Source organism: Helicobacter sp. NHP22-001 (assembly GCF_030270165.1).
GTDB lineage: Bacteria > Campylobacterota > Campylobacteria > Campylobacterales > Helicobacteraceae > Helicobacter > Helicobacter gastrofelis.
In genome coordinates, this window is record NZ_BSWS01000011.1 from 12,901 (window position 1) to 30,864 (window position 17,964).

Below are 17,964 nucleotides of genomic sequence, written 5' to 3' on the forward strand. Positions count from 1 at the left end.
CTCACATGGATAAGCTGTTGGTTGTACGCAATGATAAATTAGGCGATTTTGTCCTGGCGTGGCCTGCCTTTGCCATGCTTAAAGCTTCCATGCCACAGACCAAGCTCATTGCACTTGTGCCCAGCTACACAGCCGAGCTTGCCCGCCATTGCCCCTATTTAGACGGCGTGGTGGTGGACGCAGGTCGCTATGCCAGCAGAAAAGCCAAAAAACAGACCCTAGAGGACATCAAGGCGCATCGCTTCCCCGCCGTCATCAGCTTTTTCTCCACTATCTACAATGCTTTTTTATTTTACAAAGCGGGGATCCCCTTTCGTTTAGCCCCCGCCACGAAACTCATCCCATACTTTTTTCAAACCCACCGCCTACGCCAACGCCGTTCTCTCTCCATTAAACAGGAGTTTGCTTACAATCTTGATTTAGCTAGACATTTTCTTGCCTTGCAAAATATCCCTGTTGTCGAGCCCAAAGGCTCGCCCTATCTAGGTTTCACAGACTCAGAAATCAAAGTCCAAGCGGATAAATTGGTGCAGGAATTAAAATTAGATCCTAGCAAGGCGTGGGTATTTGTCCACACGGGCACGGGAGGCTCCTCACCCAATCTTTCTAGCAGCCAATGGGTAAAACTTATAAGGGGGCTTTTGGAGGGTTTAAAGATACAAGTGATTTTAAGTGCAGGACCTAATGAGAGCCAAAACACCAAAGAACTTGCCCAAAAAATCAACCATCCCAATATCATTATCTACGACAAAAACGAGGGCATGCTCGACTTTGCCCGCTCTTTGGCGTGCGCTCAGTTTTTCATCTCAGCATCCACGGGACCTTTGCACCTAGCCTCCGCCTTAGACATCCCCACTTGCGCCTTTTACCCTTCCACTACAGCCGCTCTGCGGTGGCAACCCATCAATGCATCTGCCAAACATTTGGCTTTTATGCCTCACGCCATAGACGCCACGCAAGACATGGACTCGTCCTTAATCAAAATCCCTGAGATTCTAGAGCAAATCATTACATTTATCCAAAAACAACTAAAGAACTAGGCTTCAACAAACAAGAGAAACTTGGTGCAAGTAAGATTTAAAAATGGTGGCCACGATTGGACTCGAACCAACGACCACTACCATGTCAAGGTAGTGCTCTACCAACTGAGCTACGCGACCATAACTTTGTAGGGGTTGATAAAAGCGGGCATTATACCTTACTTTGTTTGTCTTTTGCCTTAAAGCTCTTTAAAATCAAAAGCCCCACGCCTACATCTATCAGCACATCGGCAAGGTTGAAGATCGCAAAGTCAAATTTATAATGCCAATAGACATAATCGATCACATGTCCATGCACGAAGCGATCGAGCACATTAGAAGCCCCCGCCCCTAAAATCAGCCCAAAAGGTAGGGTATTTTCTTTAAAAAACGCCTTTTGTCGCCATAAAAACACCCCAAGTCCCACAAGCAAGACCACTTGTAGGTATTTGAGCCACGCCCCTAAGAAGTGGAGCATGGAGAACGCCACGCCTTCATTATAGGCAAGCACAATAGAAATCACGGAACCTTCATAACGTGTGCCATGCAAGATAAATTGCTTGACAATTTGATCGGCGACAATGGCTAAACCAAAGACTAGCCAAAATTTTAAAGCCCCCTTCAAGTCAAATGCTCTTTAAAAAACGCTTGCAACTCTTGCGCCCTTTTCTCTAAATGGGCTTGTTGCTCCCCTTCTAGCAAAATGCGTAAAATATTCTCTGTGCCCGAGTAGCGGATCAAATGGCGCAAGCCCTCTTGCTCTAGGCTACCGATGAGCTCGTTAAAGCCGGGGATTTGCTCTAAGGGTTTTTTGTGCTTGATGCGCACATTTTCTAGGATTTGCGGGTGCAGCTCAAAGGGGTTTAGCACCTTATTGCTAGGCTTCTTGCTCTCAATCACACACGCAGCCACTTGCAAGGCACTCATGATCCCATCGCCCGTTTTGGCATAGTCGCCAAAAATGATGTGTCCGCTTTGCTCCCCTCCGAAGTTGATTTTATGCTCTTGCATGCTTTTACGCACGAGTTTATCGCCCACCCCACAGCGCACAAGAGCGATGCCCTGCTTTTCTAAGTAGGCTTGCAGGGCTAGATTACTCATGGTGGTTACCACGATTTGGTTGTGCGCTAGCTTTGCCTTTTGTTGTTGGTAGGTGGCTAAGACCCCAATGAGTTTATCCCCGTGCACCACTTCGCCCAAATTATCCACCACCACGAGCCGATCCGCATCCCCATCTAAAGCAATACCTAAATCCGCCCGATAGCGTTTGACTTCTTGGCTCAGCTCCAAAGGGTAGAGTGCGCCACATTGCGCGTTGATATTGCTCCCATTGGGCTCATCGTTGATGACAATCACATCTGCCCCTAGCTCGCTAAAGACAATGGGGGCGACCTTATACCCCGCGCCATTTGCCGTGTCTATGACAATACGCATGCCCTGCAGGCTTAGGTGTTTAGGAAAAGAGTTTTTTAAATGCACGATGTAACGCCCGATCACATCGTCAATGCGCTTAGAACTGCCGATCGCCACCCCGCACTGACAACTGCTCTCAAGCCGCTTCGTGTCGTCAAAGATTTTTTCAATCTCTTCTTCGCTCTGCCGCTGGAGTTTATCCCCAAAGCGGTCAAAAAACTTAATGCCATTGTCTTCAAAAGGGTTATGGCTTGCGCTGATCATCACCCCCGCATCGCAACGCATGTTCTCTGTCAAAAACGCAATGGCAGGGGTGGGCATGGGCCCGATTTGCATCACATCGTAACCCACAGAGGTCAAGGCACTCACAAGGGCATTTTCAATCATATACCCACTCCTGCGCGTGTCCTTACCCACTAAAATTTTATTGCTCGTGGCCTGCTCTTTGAAGTAAAGCCCGGCGGCTAGCCCTAAGCGCATCACAAACATGGGTGTGATCTCCACGCCCGCTTTGCCCCGCACCCCATCTGTGCCAAAAACCATGCCTTGTCCTATTTAATCAGTCTTTAATGCTTTTTTAGATAGAATCCTGCCATATTATTTTTGATAAAAGGATTAAGTAGTGGCTAACCATAAGTCCGCTGAGAAAAGGATTCGCCAAACCATCAAGCGCACTGAGCGCAACCGCTTTTATAAAACCCGTATTAAAAACATCATTAAGGCCGTGAGAGAAGCCGTTGCCAGCCACGATGTGCCTAAAGCCCAAGACGCTTTGAAAGTGGCAAACAAAGAATTGCATAAGTTTGTCAGCAAAGGGGTTCTAAAGAAAAACACCGCTTCTAGGAAAGTGTCCCGCCTAAACGCCAGCGTGAAAAAGATCGTCCTAGCCACCGCCTAAGCTGTGCTGTCTAACAAACTGCAGGCGATCGTCGATCGCTACGATGCACTCGCCCACTCTCTCACTCAACCCGAAATTTTAGGCGACATTAAGCAACTCACCGCCTTAAGCAAAGAGCAGGCGGGCATTGAGGAGCTCGCCCAAGCCGCTAAAGCCTACCTACAGATTTTAGAGGGCATCCAAGAAAACAAAGCCCTGCTAGAGGATAAAGAGTTAGGCGAACTTGCCAAAGAAGAGCTTAAGAGCCTAGAGGAGGAGAAAGCGAGCCTAGAGGAACGCATAAAAATCTTGCTGATCCCCAAAGACCCCAATGACAATAAAAACATTTATTTAGAGTTGAGAGCGGGCACGGGGGGCGATGAAGCGGGGATTTTTGTGGGCGACTTGTTTAAGGCTTACTGTCGTTACGCCGACTTGAAGCACTGGAAAGTGGAGATCGTAAGCTCGAGCGAAAACAGCGTGGGCGGGTATAAAGAAATGATCGCCTTAATCAAGGGGCAGGGCGTGTATTCAAGGCTGAAATTTGAGGCGGGCACACATAGGGTGCAACGCGTCCCCGAAACCGAGTCGCAAGGGCGTATCCACACTTCTGCCGTCACCGTGGCGATCATGCCCGAAGTCGATGATGTGGAGGTGAATATCAACCCCAGCGACCTACGCATTGAAGTCTTTAGAGCGGGTGGGCATGGCGGGCAGTGTGTGAATACGACCGACTCCGCCGTGAGAATCACGCATGTGCCCACCGGGATCAGCGTATCCATGCAAGATGAAAAGTCGCAACACAAAAACCGCGACAAAGCCTTAAAAATTTTAAAAGCCCGCTTGTATGAAAAACAGATTGAGGAGCAACAAGAGGCTAACTCCGCCAGCCGTAAAATGCAGGTGGGCAGTGGGGATCGAAGCGAGAGGATTCGCACCTACAACTACCCACAAAACCGCCTAAGCGATCACCGCATTAACTTGACTTTATATAGCCTTGAAGAGTTGATGCTCTCAGGCAATTTAGACCCCGTGATCGAACCCTTGATCGCCCACGCACAGGCGCAGGGCTTAGAGCAACAAGGAGAGTAATATGGTAGCACTTTTTGGCGGGCAAGGCTCACAGCATATTGGCATGGGGCAGGACCTATGCCATAACTTTAGTCTTGCTAAACAAATGTGTGAAAAGGCGAGCGATCAGCTCCACACGGACATGGCAAAACTGCTTTGGAGTGAAAACCCCCTACTTGGCCAAAGTACCTACACCCAAAGTGCCATTTTTTTAGTGTCTATGATGGCTTATGCGATCTATCAGCAAGAGGGAGGCAAAAGCCCACAGCTAGCCCTAGGGCATTCTTTGGGTGAGATTAGCGCCAATGGGGCGAGTGGGGCTTTGGATTTAGAGCATGGCCTAAAGCTTGTGTTTGAAAGGGGGCGGTTGATGGAGGAGGTGTGTGCTAAATTAGGGCAAGAGATGGGCATGTTGGCGGTTTTGGGGGCGGACATTGCCCTTTTAGAGGCGTTTTGTTTGCAGGCTAGAGAGGGCGGGCAGGTGCTTTATGCTGCCAACTTTAACGGGGGGCAGGTTGTGCTCGCTGGGGCGAAGGCGTATTTACAAAGCCTAGAGTCCAAGAGCTTTGGGGCAAAAAAATTAGTCTTACTGCCCATGAATGTCGTGAGCCATTGCCCCCTTTTAGAGCCAATGGTCGCCCCTTTTAAAGCCCTTCTAGAGCAACATTTAAAAGACAGCTACAGCTTTGGCGTGGTGTCTAACGCCACAACCCAAGTCTATAGGGACAAGGCGGGGGCTTTGGAGTGTCTAGGCGTGCAACTCACACAGCCCGTGCGTTACAGCGATTGTGTCAGCGTGTGTGAAAAGGAAGACTCTTTTTATGTGGAGTTTGGTACAAGCGTGTTAAAAAATTTGAATAAACGCCTAAGTTCCAAGCCCACTTACAGCATCACCGACACCACCACCTTAAAAGAAGCTTTGTCGGTTTAAGTTGCCCTTTGTTTAGGCTTTTTTACTAAAGTTATACACTAATTGAGATTTCGGAGAGACAATGGCGGTGATCGGTAAATTAGACTCCTTAGCGAGTTTGTTTTCTAAAACCCAAGAGTTAGAGAACCTTTATACCTACTTAAAACAAATTTGCGACCCCAAACACCCCTCTTGCCAAGCCCTATTACAAAGGCAGGCAAGTTCCATGGTCAAAGAGTTGGGGAGCGGGATGTGTGCGATTGAGATCGTCTACAGCCCCGAGCTAGGCACGCTTGAAACACATAAAGAATGTGTGGATTTCTTGTTGGTGGTGATGGGGGGTGAGATTTTGCACCTAGCCGACAAGACCGACTTAAGCGTGCTTACCCCCTACAACCCCGAGAAAGACCAAGAAACCTACACCCACAACAGCCTATGCTACCAAGTGCCCTTGCACGCAGGGATGCTTGCAATCTTATTCCCCAACGATGCCCACACCACCGAAGCCAAAAAACCCGGTCTTATCTATAAGGTTGTGGTGAAAGTCCCTGCCAGTCTCATTAAATTCAAGCTGTAGAGTTTTTATGAAGCATTTATTTTTTATTGTTGGCTTAAGCTTGCCTTTGTTGGCAGAAACTTTGGATGGGATTTACAAAACCCAAGCCTTTTTATACATGAAAAGCTCTTATGTGGAGTTTTTTAAATACGGCGATCATTACTACGCCTACGGGATCGCCAATACGGACGGCTCGCCCGCTAGAAAGGACATTTACAACAAAGACCCCGCGCTAAGGGAGCGTAGCGACAAGGGCGTGGTGTTTTTATATGGCTTGACCCGTGTGTGCGACAACACCTATAAAAATGGTAGAGCCTACAACTTCTACGATGGGCGCACCTACTATGTGCAAATCCACCAAAAGAAAAACGGAGATTTAAAGTTCTTGCCCAGCCTCGATCGGCGGGGGTTCTTTGGCAAGACTTTTATTTGGAAAAAGGTGGATGAAACCTACTTAAAAGAGCGAGGCATCAAAAAGCCCGACTTTTCAGGGGTCTTGCAGACTCTTAAACAGCTTCCTAGTGGGTCTTGATCCACTCTAGGGCGATTCTAACGGCATTCGTGGCTGCACCCACTCGCAATTGATCGGCGACACACCATAAGTGCAAGCTGTGCGGATCGAAGAGATCAGCGCGCACCCTACCTACAAAGGTTTGGTCTGTGCTTGTGGCGGTGATGGGCATGGGGTAGAGTTTTTGCTCGGGGTTATCTACTAAAACAATATTAGGTGCATTTTTCAAGACTTCTTGCGCTTCTTTGGCACTCACGGGATTTTTAAAGCAGATGCTGATGCTCTCGCTGTGACTTCTTAGCACGGGCACCCGCACACAAGTGGCACTGATGGCAAAGTCGGCGTGCATGATTTTATGCGTTTCGTGCACCATTTTTAGCTCTTCTTTGGTGTAGCCATTTGGCATGAAAATATCGATTTGAGGGATCACATTTAAGGCTAGTGGGTGGGGGAAAACTTGCGCGTGGGTGCTGCCAGCCATTTGCGCCTTCAACTCTTCTAAGCCCCTTTTGCCCGCCCCGCTAGCGGCTTGGTAAGTGCTCACCTCAACGCGCTCGATCCCAAAGGCTCTATGCAGGGGGTTTAGCACTTGCACCATTTGGATGGTGGAGCAATTTGGGTTAGAGATGATATTTTTCGAACAATGGGCTAAATCGTTGGGGTTCACTTCGGGCACCACTAAAGGCACTTCAGGTTCAAGGCGAAAAAAGCTTGTGTTGTCGATCACCACCGCCCCCGCCTGTGCCGCCACAGGGGCTAACTGCTCGCTCACCTTAGAGCCTGCGCTAAAAAAGGCAATATCCACCCCCTCAAAACTCTTAGGCGTGGCTTCTTGTAAGGTGTATTCTTGGCTGAAGGCATGGATTTTCTGCCCTGCACTGCGCACGCTCACAAGGGGCAAAAAACGCCCGATAGGAAAATTTATTTCTTCTAAAATACTAATCAGCTCCGCACCCACCGCTCCGCTTGCGCCCACTAGAGCAATGTTATAGGTTTTCATCATTCGCTCACCATGCTAAGAGCCCTTAAAAAACTCAAATGGTTGAATTGCACGCCCGTTGTCATGTTTTTTAAGGTTAAACTCTCCTTTTTAACTTCCTCTTCACCGAGCACCACCACGAACTCATGCCCCTTATGGTTGGCGTAGCTGAAGGGCTTTTTTAATTTTTCGATCTCGGGGTATAGCTCGGTGTTGATCTCGCTTTGGCGGAACTTTTGAGCGATTTGGCTTGCATAGGCAAAGTGCTCGGCTTGCATGCACACCACTAAAACCCTTGCGCTCGTGGACTTGTTTTCCACCAATTCCAACTCCTCCAGCGCGACTAACAAGCGATCAAGCCCAATAGAAGCCCCCACGCCGGGCAGGTTTTGATCACTAAAGCTCCTAGCTAAATTGTCGTAACGCCCCCCCGAGCAGACACTGCCTAAACTTGTGAGTTGGCTCAGCGTGGTTTCGTAAATGATCCCCGTGTAATAACCAAGCCCCCTAGCGATAGAAAAGTCCACCCTAAAATGCTCAGGGTCGATCTCTAAACTTAAGAGCAAGCTAAACAAGTTTTCTAGCTCCTCTAGCCCCTCTTTAACTAAGGGGTGCAGCTCTTTTAAATGCGCCACGCTTTTAAAGAACTCGGCGCACTCCTCCTCTTGCTTGGTGTTTAAAATCTGTAAAAGGGGTTTAAAGTCTTGGCTAAAATGCTCACCGAGTTCTAAAAGCACGCCCTCCTGCCCAATCTTGCCGAGTTTATCTACAATCCTTAAGAAGGTTACCACCTCCTCGCTAGAGTTTAAGCCAAAGTGGGCGCACAGCCCGTTTAGAATTTTGCGGTGGTTGATCCACACGCAAAACTCCTCTAAGTCTAGGGCTTTTAAGCTAGAAATGATGACTTGGATCACCTCGCTATCGCACAGTAGGCTATGGCTGCCGATAAAGTCAAAATCGCATTGCGTGAATTCGCGATAACGCCCTTTTTGTGCCCGCTCCCCCCTAAAGACATTGCCGATTGCATAGCGTTTAAAGGGCAGCCCTAAAGCATGGTGGTGCTGGGCGATGAAGCGGGCTAGGGGAATGGTTTGATCAAACCTTAGCCCCACCTCTCTTTTGCCATGGTCTTTAAAAAGGTAGATTTCTTTTTGGATGTCGCCCTCTTCTTGGGTGAGGATGTGGGCGTATTCTAAATGCGGGGTTTCAATGGGTACAAACCCAAAGCTTTTAAACACACGGGCGAGCTTTTCTAGCACGGCTTGTTTTGCCATCGCCTCTTTGGGGAGTCTGTCCTTAAAACCGCTCAAGGTCTTGGGGGTGATCATCGCTGTCCTTATGTCAAATAGGAGGTTATTATAGCAATTAATCCATAATAATGGGGGGCTTTCTGGCTTTGTTTGTCAACTTTGGGTTTATGGCACTCACACGGATAAACCTAAAACCCTTTTGCACTTGGCTACATGGCGCATCAATGCATTTTAGGTTTAGACTCACCATAGCCAAAACAACAACTAAGGGGCATACCTAATGAATGAAACCAATAAGATAATGGCGATTACAATGAGCAGGATAACCATTTCACTCCTTTTGTTGGTGTGTCTTGAGTCTACTCGCAACATTTAAAATCGAGGTAAAAATTAGGATTTATTTTTTTGTCTACCCGGACTTTGTTTATTTCTTGTAACCATTGGTTAAGTTGTTTGCCAACAGCCTTAACCTTTCACAACCTTAAAGCCCTCTATGCTATCCTCACCCAGTAAACCCTCTCGTGGCACAAACAAATTAAATAAAGTATTTGCAAACTTTAGCTAAGATAGCGTTTTTAATTTGCCACAAAGGGATTCATGCGCCTAATTTGCGTTTTAGATATTGAAAGTGTGCCTGATTTGGCTTTGATCGCCAAGCATTGCCCCGAGTGTGTGGCAGATGATCCCTTACAAACTTGTGAAAATTTCTTTAAGTTGTGCGAAGACAAATATAAAACCACTTTCCCCCCTTTGTTTCTCCACCAAATTGTCAGCATTGCGAGTGTGCTTGCCGAGCCTAGCGGGGCATTTAAGCGGGTGGGGAGTTTTGGCAAGGGGAGCAGTGATGAAAAGGCTCTTGTGGCGGATTTTCTGGCGTTTTTCAATAGGCACCAGCCCCAGCTCGTGACTTTTAATGGGCGGATGTTTGATTTGCCCCTTTTGATGCTAAAGGCCTTAGCTTACAACCTAAACGCCCACGCCTTTTACAACGAAAAAAGCAAATGGGAGAACTACCGCTACCGCTACAGCGAAGAGTGGCACACGGATCTACTCGATAGTTTCACACATTTTGGTCCAGCCAAAGGGCTTAGTTTAGATGGGGTTTGTGCCATGTGTGGGTTGCCCGGTAAATTTGATGTGAGTGGGGATCAAGTCTATAAACTTTTCTACCAAGAGTCTCCCCAGCTTGAGCGCATTAATAGCTATTGCCAAAGCGATGTGCTCAACACCTATTGGCTCTATCTCAAGTACCTTGTGAGTCAGGGTAAAATCACAGAAGAGAATTACTTAATCCTTTTGCACTCTCTTAAAAACAATTTATCCACGCAGCAACCCTACACCCCCATCTTTACTGAGGCTCTTGAAGCCGAACTAACCCAAGAAATCCAAAAGGAAGACCATGTTTAAAACTTTACTCGCCTTAAGTCTTGTGAGCGCACTCAGTGCCTCTAGTTTGCAATTTGAAATCACCTACAAACCCCAAGGAGGTAAGATGATTGGGACGATGTTAGATCGCACGATTTTAACAATCGTCTCACTCAACGATCAGGATGTACTGATAAAAAAGGTGATCCCCAACCGGGGTAATTCTTGCACAATTGTGCGTAAGGTCGGGAATAATCTCAAAGAAAAATTTGAGAAAGGTCCGCTCTTTAACCACACCTTAAAATATGCACAAAAAATCGCCTATCGCCTAAAATGTGACCCCTCCCAGTTTTTAGAAGTGGAGATTGTTACCGACAAAGGCACTTATACAAAAAAGTTTCGTTAGAATACACGGGAGGTTGGAGTTTTTAATCATTTTTGCCGTTTGCACCTATTAATCTCTATCCTTAGCTTGGGCGTGCCTCCGTGTTTTGTGTTTTTTGTCTAACTTTGTGAGTTAGAATTTATTAGATCAGATCAATAGAACGCCATGGTTTTCGCTTTTTCTGTGATTGTTTTGCAACTATGGGCACAAGCAAGGCGTAAGGATTGGAAAAACGGAATTATTGCACAAGAGTGGCTAATAAACATAACCTAAGACCATTGTACCTAAAAAGATTAGGCGTTATCCATAGGTGCGCCATTATAGTAGCATGTACTATCATATACAGTGCCACACTCGTGTTCCTAAAAATTAGCATACAAACATACAAAACCAAACGGATTTTCTAGGCAATCTAGTAAACTTTCATAAAAAGGTAGGCCAAAAGTCAAAAACACTATATCTTGCAAAAAAACACTCTAGAAAGACCCCTAGTTCGTTTGTTTAAAAACAAATCATGACCATTATCTCTTGTGTTGGTTATTCAAAAGGTTTGATTGTGGTATGGCTGTTTTTTTATAAGTTGAAAACGCACCAGTCTAGTTCACCAACCAACTATATTCTGCCTAACCCCCAAGTTTTACAACTGCCTAGCCACCCTTAAAAAACCTCGCTTAAAAAACCAATTCTCCCATGTCAGCAGCACACATTTACCCCTTTGAATAAGATTTACTTTGTTTTTGATGAAATCAATGCTAGCAAAGACATCAATACGGATTTTGCTAAAAGTGCGCATGCCACCCGTTTTAGAGAATATAAAAATCTCTTGGCATGGTGTGATCTTTTCTTACGCCGAAAATTTTTAACTCCTTATAGTGGAAAAAGCCGAGCTTACACTCTCTTATTTCCTATGGAGGAGCTTTTTGAGTCTTTGTGGGGGAATGGTTAAAAAGAAGTTTAAAAGATTACCATGTGGGCTTGCAAAAGAAAAATGCAAAATATCTCGCAAGGGATAAAAATTTTAAGGATTACTTTGAGTTACGCCCAGACATTGTACTTCAAAACCAAGAGAAAGTTTTGATTTTAGACACCAAATGGAAAATCATCAAAGGACAAGAAAAGATTTCACGAGAAGATCGTTACCAAATGTGGGCTTATGCGAGCAAATATGCATCTATTGAATTGAATTAAAAGACAAGAAACGGGTAATTGCAGCAGTGGTCTTAGAAACCTTGCTCTATTTTACCGCTATAGCATGTTTTTCTGACCCCAAAATGCAATACATTTATTTCACCTTAAATATTGTTCCAAGGTCAATCTATGTTGCGCCTTGATTTTGTCGATTTTGGAGCTCTATTAAAGCAACTAAAACGCTTCTTTTGAAAAATTTTAAAGTTTCTTAAATATAGATAAAAACAACCTAGTGTCCTGCTCGGAAAAACTGAGCACAGACGACTTTCTAGTTTCCAAACAGCACTGCGTAGGAAGCATAGAGGTTGAAGTTATGGAAAGTTTCATGGACAAGAAAATGGGTAGACCCCGCTTGTAAATCGATCGTCCTATGAATCAAAGGACTGCTCACACCTAATCTAAGGATATTGTTTCCAACCTGAAATCTGAGCCCTGCGTTCCAATGGAGATTAAACGAATACTTCCAATGCGTCTGGAGAGTTCTTGTAGTTAAAAAATAGTGGTTATTTGTTCCCAATAACCCCAAGAACAGACCGCAATAAAGACCACTTTGGGTTGCGGGGGCTTTGAAATCATAGAGGAAATCCCCTCCTAGAGTCGCCTGCGCACCTTGCATACGCTTAAAGACGAGGTTTTTTTGGAAGAGAGGGCTTCGCATCCACTCATATCCTGCGCTTGCCTGCATAGAAAACCCTAGACGGCGGCCAAAGAAATGTTGGTACCCAGCGATCAAACTCGTGTTATAACCCACATTGGAATAGAATTTAGAGGCCCCATTGATAGTGTCCACGAAACTGCCTAAATTAGCATGGACGGCACTTGAAGTTGTATGCTGGGTAGGCACGCTTGTTACAGCCTTAATGGTGGCGACTGTGTTAGCATCTTTGATACCGGTAGCGTAGTTTATGTATGAAAAGCTAAATTTACCGCTTGGAACAGTAGGGGCTTTGAACACAGAGTCAGCGGTGGGGATCACGGTTGTGTATGCACTACCAGTGAAAACTTGCCGACCAACACTAAAAACAGTCCTATATACCTCAGAAAGTTGCCCTTTTAAATATGCAATCCCGCTTGGATCTCTCAGCTTCCCTATCTCATCAAGCTGATTTACAAACCAAGTTTCACAAGCAACAAGCCCCAACAAGTTCAGATCATGCAGATCCCTGCTAACATGCAATTTGTCCAATAAACCTAAGAAAGCTCCTTCAAAATCATGTTTGTCGGCAGACTCTCCCAAGCCATCCACTTTGATAACTCTAGAACCTCCCTCATTCATGGCTATGTAATAATCCGTCCTAGGTGTGCCTTCTCTGTAATGCGGATCCGCATTTATTAGCTTATTTAGGTCACCATGGACTTGAGCAACACCATCTACACTGGCATCGCGTGCAGCAGCACTCTTAAGATCGTCAACTAGCTTATTTCGCTTAGCTGTATAGTTCGCAACATTATTGTCGTATGCTTGTTTATCTTGCTGATAAACACTTTGTGCCCGTTTGTACTGCTCGTTGTTTAAAGCGAGCTGCTGGTTGTAATCACTGACCTCGCTTGCGAGTTTTTTCTCAAACCCTCTTAGCGATGTTAGAGTGTTGGAATACTGCTCGATGATCTCTTGATTAGCTTTTATTGTATCTGCTGGCATCCCTGCAACATTCACCACGACCTGAAGGGCTTGGATTTCTGCCTCAATTCTTTCTTGCAACTTATTGCACTTGCCCACACTATCAGCAACATTTATTGAAGATAGAGTGCTGGGCACTTTATCACTAACCCCCACTTTAGCCACTTCTGTATTGAGAGTGTCTAAAGCTTGAACTAATTTCTGCAAATCCTCTTTAAGCACAGCTTGCAAGGATGTAACATCAGAGCGCTGGACCATGCTTGATAAATCTGCATATTTAGCATATTTAGCATTCTTAGGAGAAAGACTACTAGCAACCGATTTATTTGTTGTATTTGGGGATGTGGGGACATCCTGGTAAGTAGAAAGAACCTCGTTTTTAGCCCCAAAACTACCGCCAATGAAGAACCCGTTGCGAATATCCTCGCATGCCAAAGGACTCAAGGATACACACAAGCACACAGACAAGCTTTGATAGAGTTTGCGTTTTTCCATGAAAGACCTCCATTTCTCAAGGTGTAGCTAACCGTCTACATCTCGATTGCACTTAATGTAACAAAAAATTCGCAATTTTAACTAAAAAATGTTTCAAAAATGTCAATATTTAAATTAAAGGACCTAAAGTAGTTAAAAAATGTTACTAAAATAAACATATATTGCTTTTATTACTATATAAACCAGAAACAGGGATTTAAACAAAACCCCAAAGCACAAGAGTCTAACATGAAGCCAAGCCAAACTTGCACTCTTGTGGGTCAGCCCCCAAACCCCCAAAAGAGGGCTTTGAAGTGAGAATTAGGGTTTTGGTTTAGAATATCTACAATTGTGGGGTAATCACGTATTTGGGGAGTGTGAAGAAACTGATTAATTAGGACAATCTGGTCCTTGGAGAGTAGGACAAAAAGAAATGATAAAGTGAATAGTGTTAAAGCACTTTTAAAGGGTCATAGAGCGCAAGTTTAGGGGTACTCCATACCCACAAAATCGATTGTAGCAATCTTAAAGCGTTCTAAATCCATCACATTGACACGTTGATCTTGATCATAGAAATCACACAATTGTAAAAGAACAAATGACTATGTGGTGTAAAAATTTCTTATTCTATGGGGATGCAAAAGTGATCTTTGGATCAATTTGTTATCGAAATGCTTATTTGTGCTTACTTGTACATAATTCTTTCCCCTTTGATTAAAATCCGCCCAAACACCCCATGGTTGAAGTGATCATTGGATTTCATGTAAAAAATGGAGTATATTGGTTTTTATGAGCGATAACGATCAATACAAAAGACTCATTAAAGAATCACTGAAGAGTATTAGAAAAGCGCACGATGAAAACTACTTGAGCGTTTTCGCTGGTACTGGAATCAGTACTGGTTCTGGGTTGCCGTCATGGAAAAAATTGATAGATATCCTTGCAAAGGAGATTTATGGCGTAGAAAAAAATGAAGACCCTCTTGTTCTTGCTGAAAAATTTTTTAATGAGAATGGACATATCAATTACTACAAGAAATTAAAAAATCTAATCACTAGTCGTGCCAAACCAAATGTTCTACATTCAGAAATTGTCAAACTCAATCCTAAAAATCTTATCACGACAAACTGGGACAATCTGTTCGAACAGGTTATTGATGAAGAAGGCGTGTTTTTTGATGTCATAAAGACCGATACAGAAATTAGAACTCCCACGGGTTGGCCAAAATTCATCAAGATGCACGGAAGCTTAGATAGGGAAAATATTGTCTTCCGCGAAAAAGACTATTTAGAATACAGCCAGAATTTTCCACTCATTGAGAATTATATCAAGGGAGTGTTCTCCACAGATGTTGTTATCTTGGTTGGCTACTCTCTAGGTGATCCAAATGTCAAACAAAGATACAACAACTACACGGGTTACAAGCCTTAATTAATACCGAAACTAATGCCGTACTTAAGGGCGTTTTAGAGCAAGAAAAAGCTGAATGTCTACAAAAACTCTTAGTCTTAGCTTCACAACCCCCCCAACTTCCAAGCTCCACACAAGATCAAGATCAAGCAACTACCACAAACACCCTAGAGCAGCAACCAGCAACCCCCACCACCACAACAGAAACCTCCCAACAAGACCACCAACAGCCCAACAACAACCCATAACAACCGAAGTCATCACGCAAAATACCCCCACAATCCCCACAGCCATCGCTGAGAAGTATGTAACCTTTCACAACGATGTCAATTCTGTATCCCTAGGCAAACTAGGCACATTAGAAGCGAATTTACTCTTTGCTATCTTTCACAAGCTCAAAGATAGACAAGATGAGCTCTTGGTGTTTTTTTGATCTTGATGAGATTAGAACAATGACCCATGCGGTTAAGATTAGCCACAGCGATCTTAGTGGTGTTGTCAAAAGACTTTGGAAAAACATTAAAACCGCTAGTTTTTGGGCACTCTACCCTTATGCTAAAGAGAACATTATGCTCTTTAGAAAGTTTTGTATCAACTACTATGATACTAAGAAAACCCAAGTCAAGAGCATGGAAATCCAAGTGAATATGCCTTACTTTGGCTACTTACTCAACTACCTCCATGGCAACTTCACCTGCTTTGAGCTCGTAGAGTTTCAAAATATCAGTGGCAAATATGCTAAGACCCTTTACCGCCTACTCAAGCAATGGAAAAGCATAGGTGTGCCCCCTAAAATGGAGTGGAGAAAGTTTAGGGAGTTAATGGGGATTTCTGAAAATGTTAAATTGCTTGAAGTGATTGAGAGGGACATGCTTAAGCCCGCCACCCAAGAACTCCAAAAGCTCCCCACTTTGAAAACCTTTGCTATGAAAAGATAAAGACCAAGGGTATGGGCAATCGCATTACCCACATCCAATTCTACTTTGAGCCCATCACCAAGACCAGCAAGGACAGAGAGCAAGCCAAAAGTGATATAAGAACCATTGCGTGGGGAGATTAGAGAAGGGACAAATAACAAAAATTCCCAAAATACATATGACCTATTCTATTTTACTCTCCTCACCTTTGGAAACACTAAGGTTGGAGTCCAATACATTGACAAAATACAGCGAAACTACCACATTGTGCAAGCCACCCACAAAGTGGAGCTAATTGCACTCTTTGGGGATAATGGTCGAGTCGCTCCGGCAACCCACCTTGCAAAGTTTGCTTTAGTGGCTTGATGGCAAACAGAAAAACTATTTCTTAATCTGATCGATCGCCTTTCTATACCGCTCTAAATCGGTGTTTGTAACCCAATGCACTAACTTTCGCACCACGACTCCATACATTTTGCCGAGGATTTTATGGACAGCATCTTTATGGTTTTTGTTTGGCTCACTGACACCCTCTAAGTTTGCGCCTGCAAATCCCCCTGAATTTGTCGTTTGCCGAGAATAAAAATAGACGGTGGCCCGCTGTGCGCCCACATTGATGGCAAAATTGTGCGTGGTGCGCCCCGTTTTGGGCTCAAAGAATTTAAAGATGACAGCCCCTGCGCTTTGATCCACTGCGCCGTTCATCTTGGTGTTCTCGGGGTTTTCTGTATCCATATCCGCATCTTCTAAAATCCCCATCCACCCTCTAATTTTTAGAATGGAAGAGATGTTCATTTTTTGCTCAGCTGTTAAATCTTGTGTGGATGCAAGGCGTATGATGTGGTAACCTTTTTTCTCAAGAATCTCTTGGACTTGTTTCACCAAAGCAGCTTGGAACTGCTCGATGTAGGGTTGGACATTTTCACCCGCTTGGATGTTAGGAGCTAAGATCGCAATGGTGTGGTTGTTAGAACCCTCTTGTTCAATATTGATTGGGTAGTTAAAGTTTAGAGAATCAGGGCTCTTCTTAGCGACTGCATGTTTTTTAGCTTGGTTGGCCGTGGGTTTTGCGCCCGTGTCTGTTGCACAACCCGAGAGCGCAAGGGATACCCCCACTAACGCCGATAAAATGCCTTTCGTTGTTTTTTGCATGTAACTCCTTCAATTTAGTTAAAAATTTTGGATTCTAGGATTTTCCTCATTAAATTTTGCTTAAAAACGCCCCACGAATACGAAACCACGCCCACATTAACATTAACTATTTACTTTATGTATGCCCCACACTTGCAAATCTCCCACTCCGCTTAATCCCGTGTTTAGCTATTTCTTTGAAGCTAATCTTCCTGGAAAATCGATTGAAACCACCCCGAAGATTTTTTCGCTGAACCCATCTTCTGATCTTGATAAGGCTCACTACCCTCAACATCCCGACAACCATCTTGACGATCTAAATCGCAGGCTTTTTGAAAATAGTGGTGTGCCATCCTTGCGTCCCGTGCAACTCCGGTGCCATATTTATACATTACCGCTAGATTATAATAACCCCTAGTGTCTCCTAAATCTCCTGCTTTATGAAAGTATTGTAGAGCTCTAAGATAATTTTTTTTGGAAACGCCCTCCCCTTTTTTATACATTAAGCCCAAATTATAAGAAGCTCTAGCATCCCCTAATTTTGCTGCTTCTTGAAAATTCCGCAGAGCTCTCAAGTAGTTTTTATGCTTATAGGCTTCCAAACCAACCCTAAGATACCGATCTGCTTTTTCATTTGCATAAACCCCACTCAAACACAACAAAGCCAACAAGACCATCCGACTTGAAACTTTTAGAAATTCTCCCATTTTCTTTCCTTTGAAAGAAAAGTTAACCTATTGTAGCCAAAAAAAGAACCAAGAGAGTTAATCATTTGATTTAAAACTCTCCGGCAGAAATCCCACTCGTCTTTAGCGGGTGGGATGAATGCCCTCTACCCTTGATTTTCTATGTATCTTTTGATAGTTTCTGGGTTAGCTTCTCCTATG

At 44.4% G+C, this 17,964-nt stretch carries 17 protein-coding genes, 1 tRNA gene and 2 pseudogenes; 12 read left to right on the forward strand and 8 right to left on the reverse strand.

The window, feature by feature from the left end; genetic code table 11:
- The first annotated feature begins 5 nt into the window (after positions 1 to 5).
- Entirely contained in the window at positions 6 to 1,040 is a 1,035-nt protein-coding gene (locus QSJ47_RS07030) for a glycosyltransferase family 9 protein (RefSeq protein ID WP_285602899.1), read from the forward strand.
- A 44-nt stretch (positions 1,041 to 1,084) separates the two neighbouring features.
- Here QSJ47_RS07030 and QSJ47_RS07035 read toward each other — a convergent pair.
- The 3 genes from QSJ47_RS07035 to glmM form a co-directional block, all read right to left on the reverse strand.
- Positions 1,085 to 1,160, reverse strand: a tRNA-Val gene (locus QSJ47_RS07035).
- Between the two features lie 31 nt (positions 1,161 to 1,191).
- Positions 1,192 to 1,644 (reverse strand): signal peptidase II, encoded by a 453-nt coding sequence (lspA, locus tag QSJ47_RS07040; protein ID WP_285602900.1) that lies wholly within the window; start codon positions 1,642 to 1,644, stop codon positions 1,192 to 1,194.
- Positions 1,641 to 2,975 (reverse strand): phosphoglucosamine mutase, encoded by a 1,335-nt coding sequence (glmM, locus tag QSJ47_RS07045; protein ID WP_285602901.1) that lies wholly within the window; start codon positions 2,973 to 2,975, stop codon positions 1,641 to 1,643. Before glmM ends, lspA begins: the two co-directional genes overlap by 4 nt.
- A gap of 79 nt (positions 2,976 to 3,054) precedes the next feature.
- On the opposite strand from glmM, the gene rpsT reads away from it, so the two are divergent.
- From rpsT to QSJ47_RS07070, 5 genes are all read left to right on the forward strand, one after another.
- Entirely contained in the window at positions 3,055 to 3,330 is a 276-nt protein-coding gene (gene rpsT / locus QSJ47_RS07050; RefSeq protein WP_221271547.1) for a 30S ribosomal protein S20, read from the forward strand.
- Between the two features lie 3 nt (positions 3,331 to 3,333).
- Positions 3,334 to 4,401 (forward strand): peptide chain release factor 1, encoded by a 1,068-nt coding sequence (prfA, locus tag QSJ47_RS07055; RefSeq protein WP_285602902.1) that lies wholly within the window; start codon positions 3,334 to 3,336, stop codon positions 4,399 to 4,401.
- A gap of 1 nt (position 4,402) precedes the next feature.
- On the forward strand, positions 4,403 to 5,311 hold the full coding sequence (locus QSJ47_RS07060; RefSeq protein WP_285602903.1) for an ACP S-malonyltransferase: 909 nt from the start codon (positions 4,403 to 4,405) through the stop codon (positions 5,309 to 5,311).
- A 61-nt stretch (positions 5,312 to 5,372) separates the two neighbouring features.
- The gene (locus tag QSJ47_RS07065; protein WP_285602904.1) at positions 5,373 to 5,867 is read left to right on the forward strand and encodes a YhcH/YjgK/YiaL family protein; all 495 of its coding nucleotides are present in this window, start codon (positions 5,373 to 5,375) and stop codon (positions 5,865 to 5,867) included.
- Positions 5,868 to 5,874: 7 nt separating this feature from the next.
- On the forward strand, positions 5,875 to 6,378 hold the full coding sequence (locus tag QSJ47_RS07070; protein ID WP_221271555.1) for a DUF2147 domain-containing protein: 504 nt from the start codon (positions 5,875 to 5,877) through the stop codon (positions 6,376 to 6,378).
- Here the strand turns inward: QSJ47_RS07070 and asd are convergent.
- Positions 6,365 to 7,357, reverse strand: coding sequence for an aspartate-semialdehyde dehydrogenase (asd, locus tag QSJ47_RS07075; protein WP_285602916.1), 993 nt, complete (start codon positions 7,355 to 7,357; stop codon positions 6,365 to 6,367). The two genes, QSJ47_RS07070 and asd, sit on opposite strands and share 14 nt — an antisense overlap.
- Complete coding sequence (hisS, locus tag QSJ47_RS07080; protein ID WP_285602905.1) at positions 7,357 to 8,664, reverse strand: histidine--tRNA ligase; 1,308 nt, start codon at positions 8,662 to 8,664, stop codon at positions 7,357 to 7,359. Before hisS ends, asd begins: the two co-directional genes overlap by 1 nt.
- Before the next feature lie 519 nt (positions 8,665 to 9,183).
- On the opposite strand from hisS, the gene QSJ47_RS07085 reads away from it, so the two are divergent.
- The 3 genes and pseudogenes from QSJ47_RS07085 (at position 9,184) to QSJ47_RS07095 (ending at position 11,524) form a co-directional block, all read left to right on the forward strand.
- Positions 9,184 to 9,993: a 3'-5' exonuclease gene (locus QSJ47_RS07085; protein WP_285602906.1), complete on the forward strand. Its 810-nt coding sequence runs from the start codon at positions 9,184 to 9,186 to the stop codon at positions 9,991 to 9,993.
- The gene (locus tag QSJ47_RS07090; protein WP_285602907.1) at positions 9,986 to 10,357 is read left to right on the forward strand and encodes a hypothetical protein; all 372 of its coding nucleotides are present in this window, start codon (positions 9,986 to 9,988) and stop codon (positions 10,355 to 10,357) included. Before QSJ47_RS07085 ends, QSJ47_RS07090 begins: the two co-directional genes overlap by 8 nt.
- 694 nt (positions 10,358 to 11,051) lie before the next feature.
- Positions 11,052 to 11,524, forward strand: a pseudogene (locus QSJ47_RS07095) (5-methylcytosine restriction system specificity protein McrC).
- A 268-nt stretch (positions 11,525 to 11,792) separates the two neighbouring features.
- Here the strand turns inward: QSJ47_RS07095 and QSJ47_RS07100 are convergent.
- A complete protein-coding gene (locus QSJ47_RS07100) occupies positions 11,793 to 13,640 on the reverse strand; it encodes a hypothetical protein (RefSeq protein ID WP_285602908.1) in 1,848 nt (615 codons plus the stop codon).
- Positions 13,641 to 14,408: 768 nt separating this feature from the next.
- Between QSJ47_RS07100 and QSJ47_RS07105 the strand changes: the two are divergent.
- The 3 genes and pseudogenes from QSJ47_RS07105 to QSJ47_RS07115 form a co-directional block, all read left to right on the forward strand.
- Positions 14,409 to 15,017 (forward strand): annotated as a pseudogene (locus QSJ47_RS07105) (SIR2 family protein); the annotation flags it as partial.
- Positions 15,018 to 15,105: 88 nt separating this feature from the next.
- On the forward strand, positions 15,106 to 15,462 hold the full coding sequence (locus QSJ47_RS07110; RefSeq protein WP_285602910.1) for a replication initiation protein A: 357 nt from the start codon (positions 15,106 to 15,108) through the stop codon (positions 15,460 to 15,462).
- A complete protein-coding gene (locus QSJ47_RS07115; RefSeq protein WP_285602911.1) occupies positions 15,440 to 15,967 on the forward strand; it encodes a replication initiation protein in 528 nt (175 codons plus the stop codon). The genes QSJ47_RS07110 and QSJ47_RS07115 overlap by 23 nt, the downstream gene beginning before the upstream one ends.
- Positions 15,968 to 16,327: 360 nt before the next feature.
- Here QSJ47_RS07115 and QSJ47_RS07120 read toward each other — a convergent pair whose 3' ends face one another.
- Together QSJ47_RS07120 and QSJ47_RS07125 are read right to left on the reverse strand one after the other, a co-directional pair.
- On the reverse strand, positions 16,328 to 17,098 hold the full coding sequence (locus tag QSJ47_RS07120) for an HpaA family protein (protein ID WP_285602912.1): 771 nt from the start codon (positions 17,096 to 17,098) through the stop codon (positions 16,328 to 16,330).
- Positions 17,099 to 17,280: 182 nt separating this feature from the next.
- Positions 17,281 to 17,784 carry a tetratricopeptide repeat protein gene (locus QSJ47_RS07125; protein ID WP_285602913.1) on the reverse strand — a complete coding sequence of 168 codons (504 nt, stop codon included), beginning with the start codon at positions 17,782 to 17,784 and terminating at the stop codon, positions 17,281 to 17,283.
- Between the last annotated feature and the right edge of the window lie 180 nt (positions 17,785 to 17,964).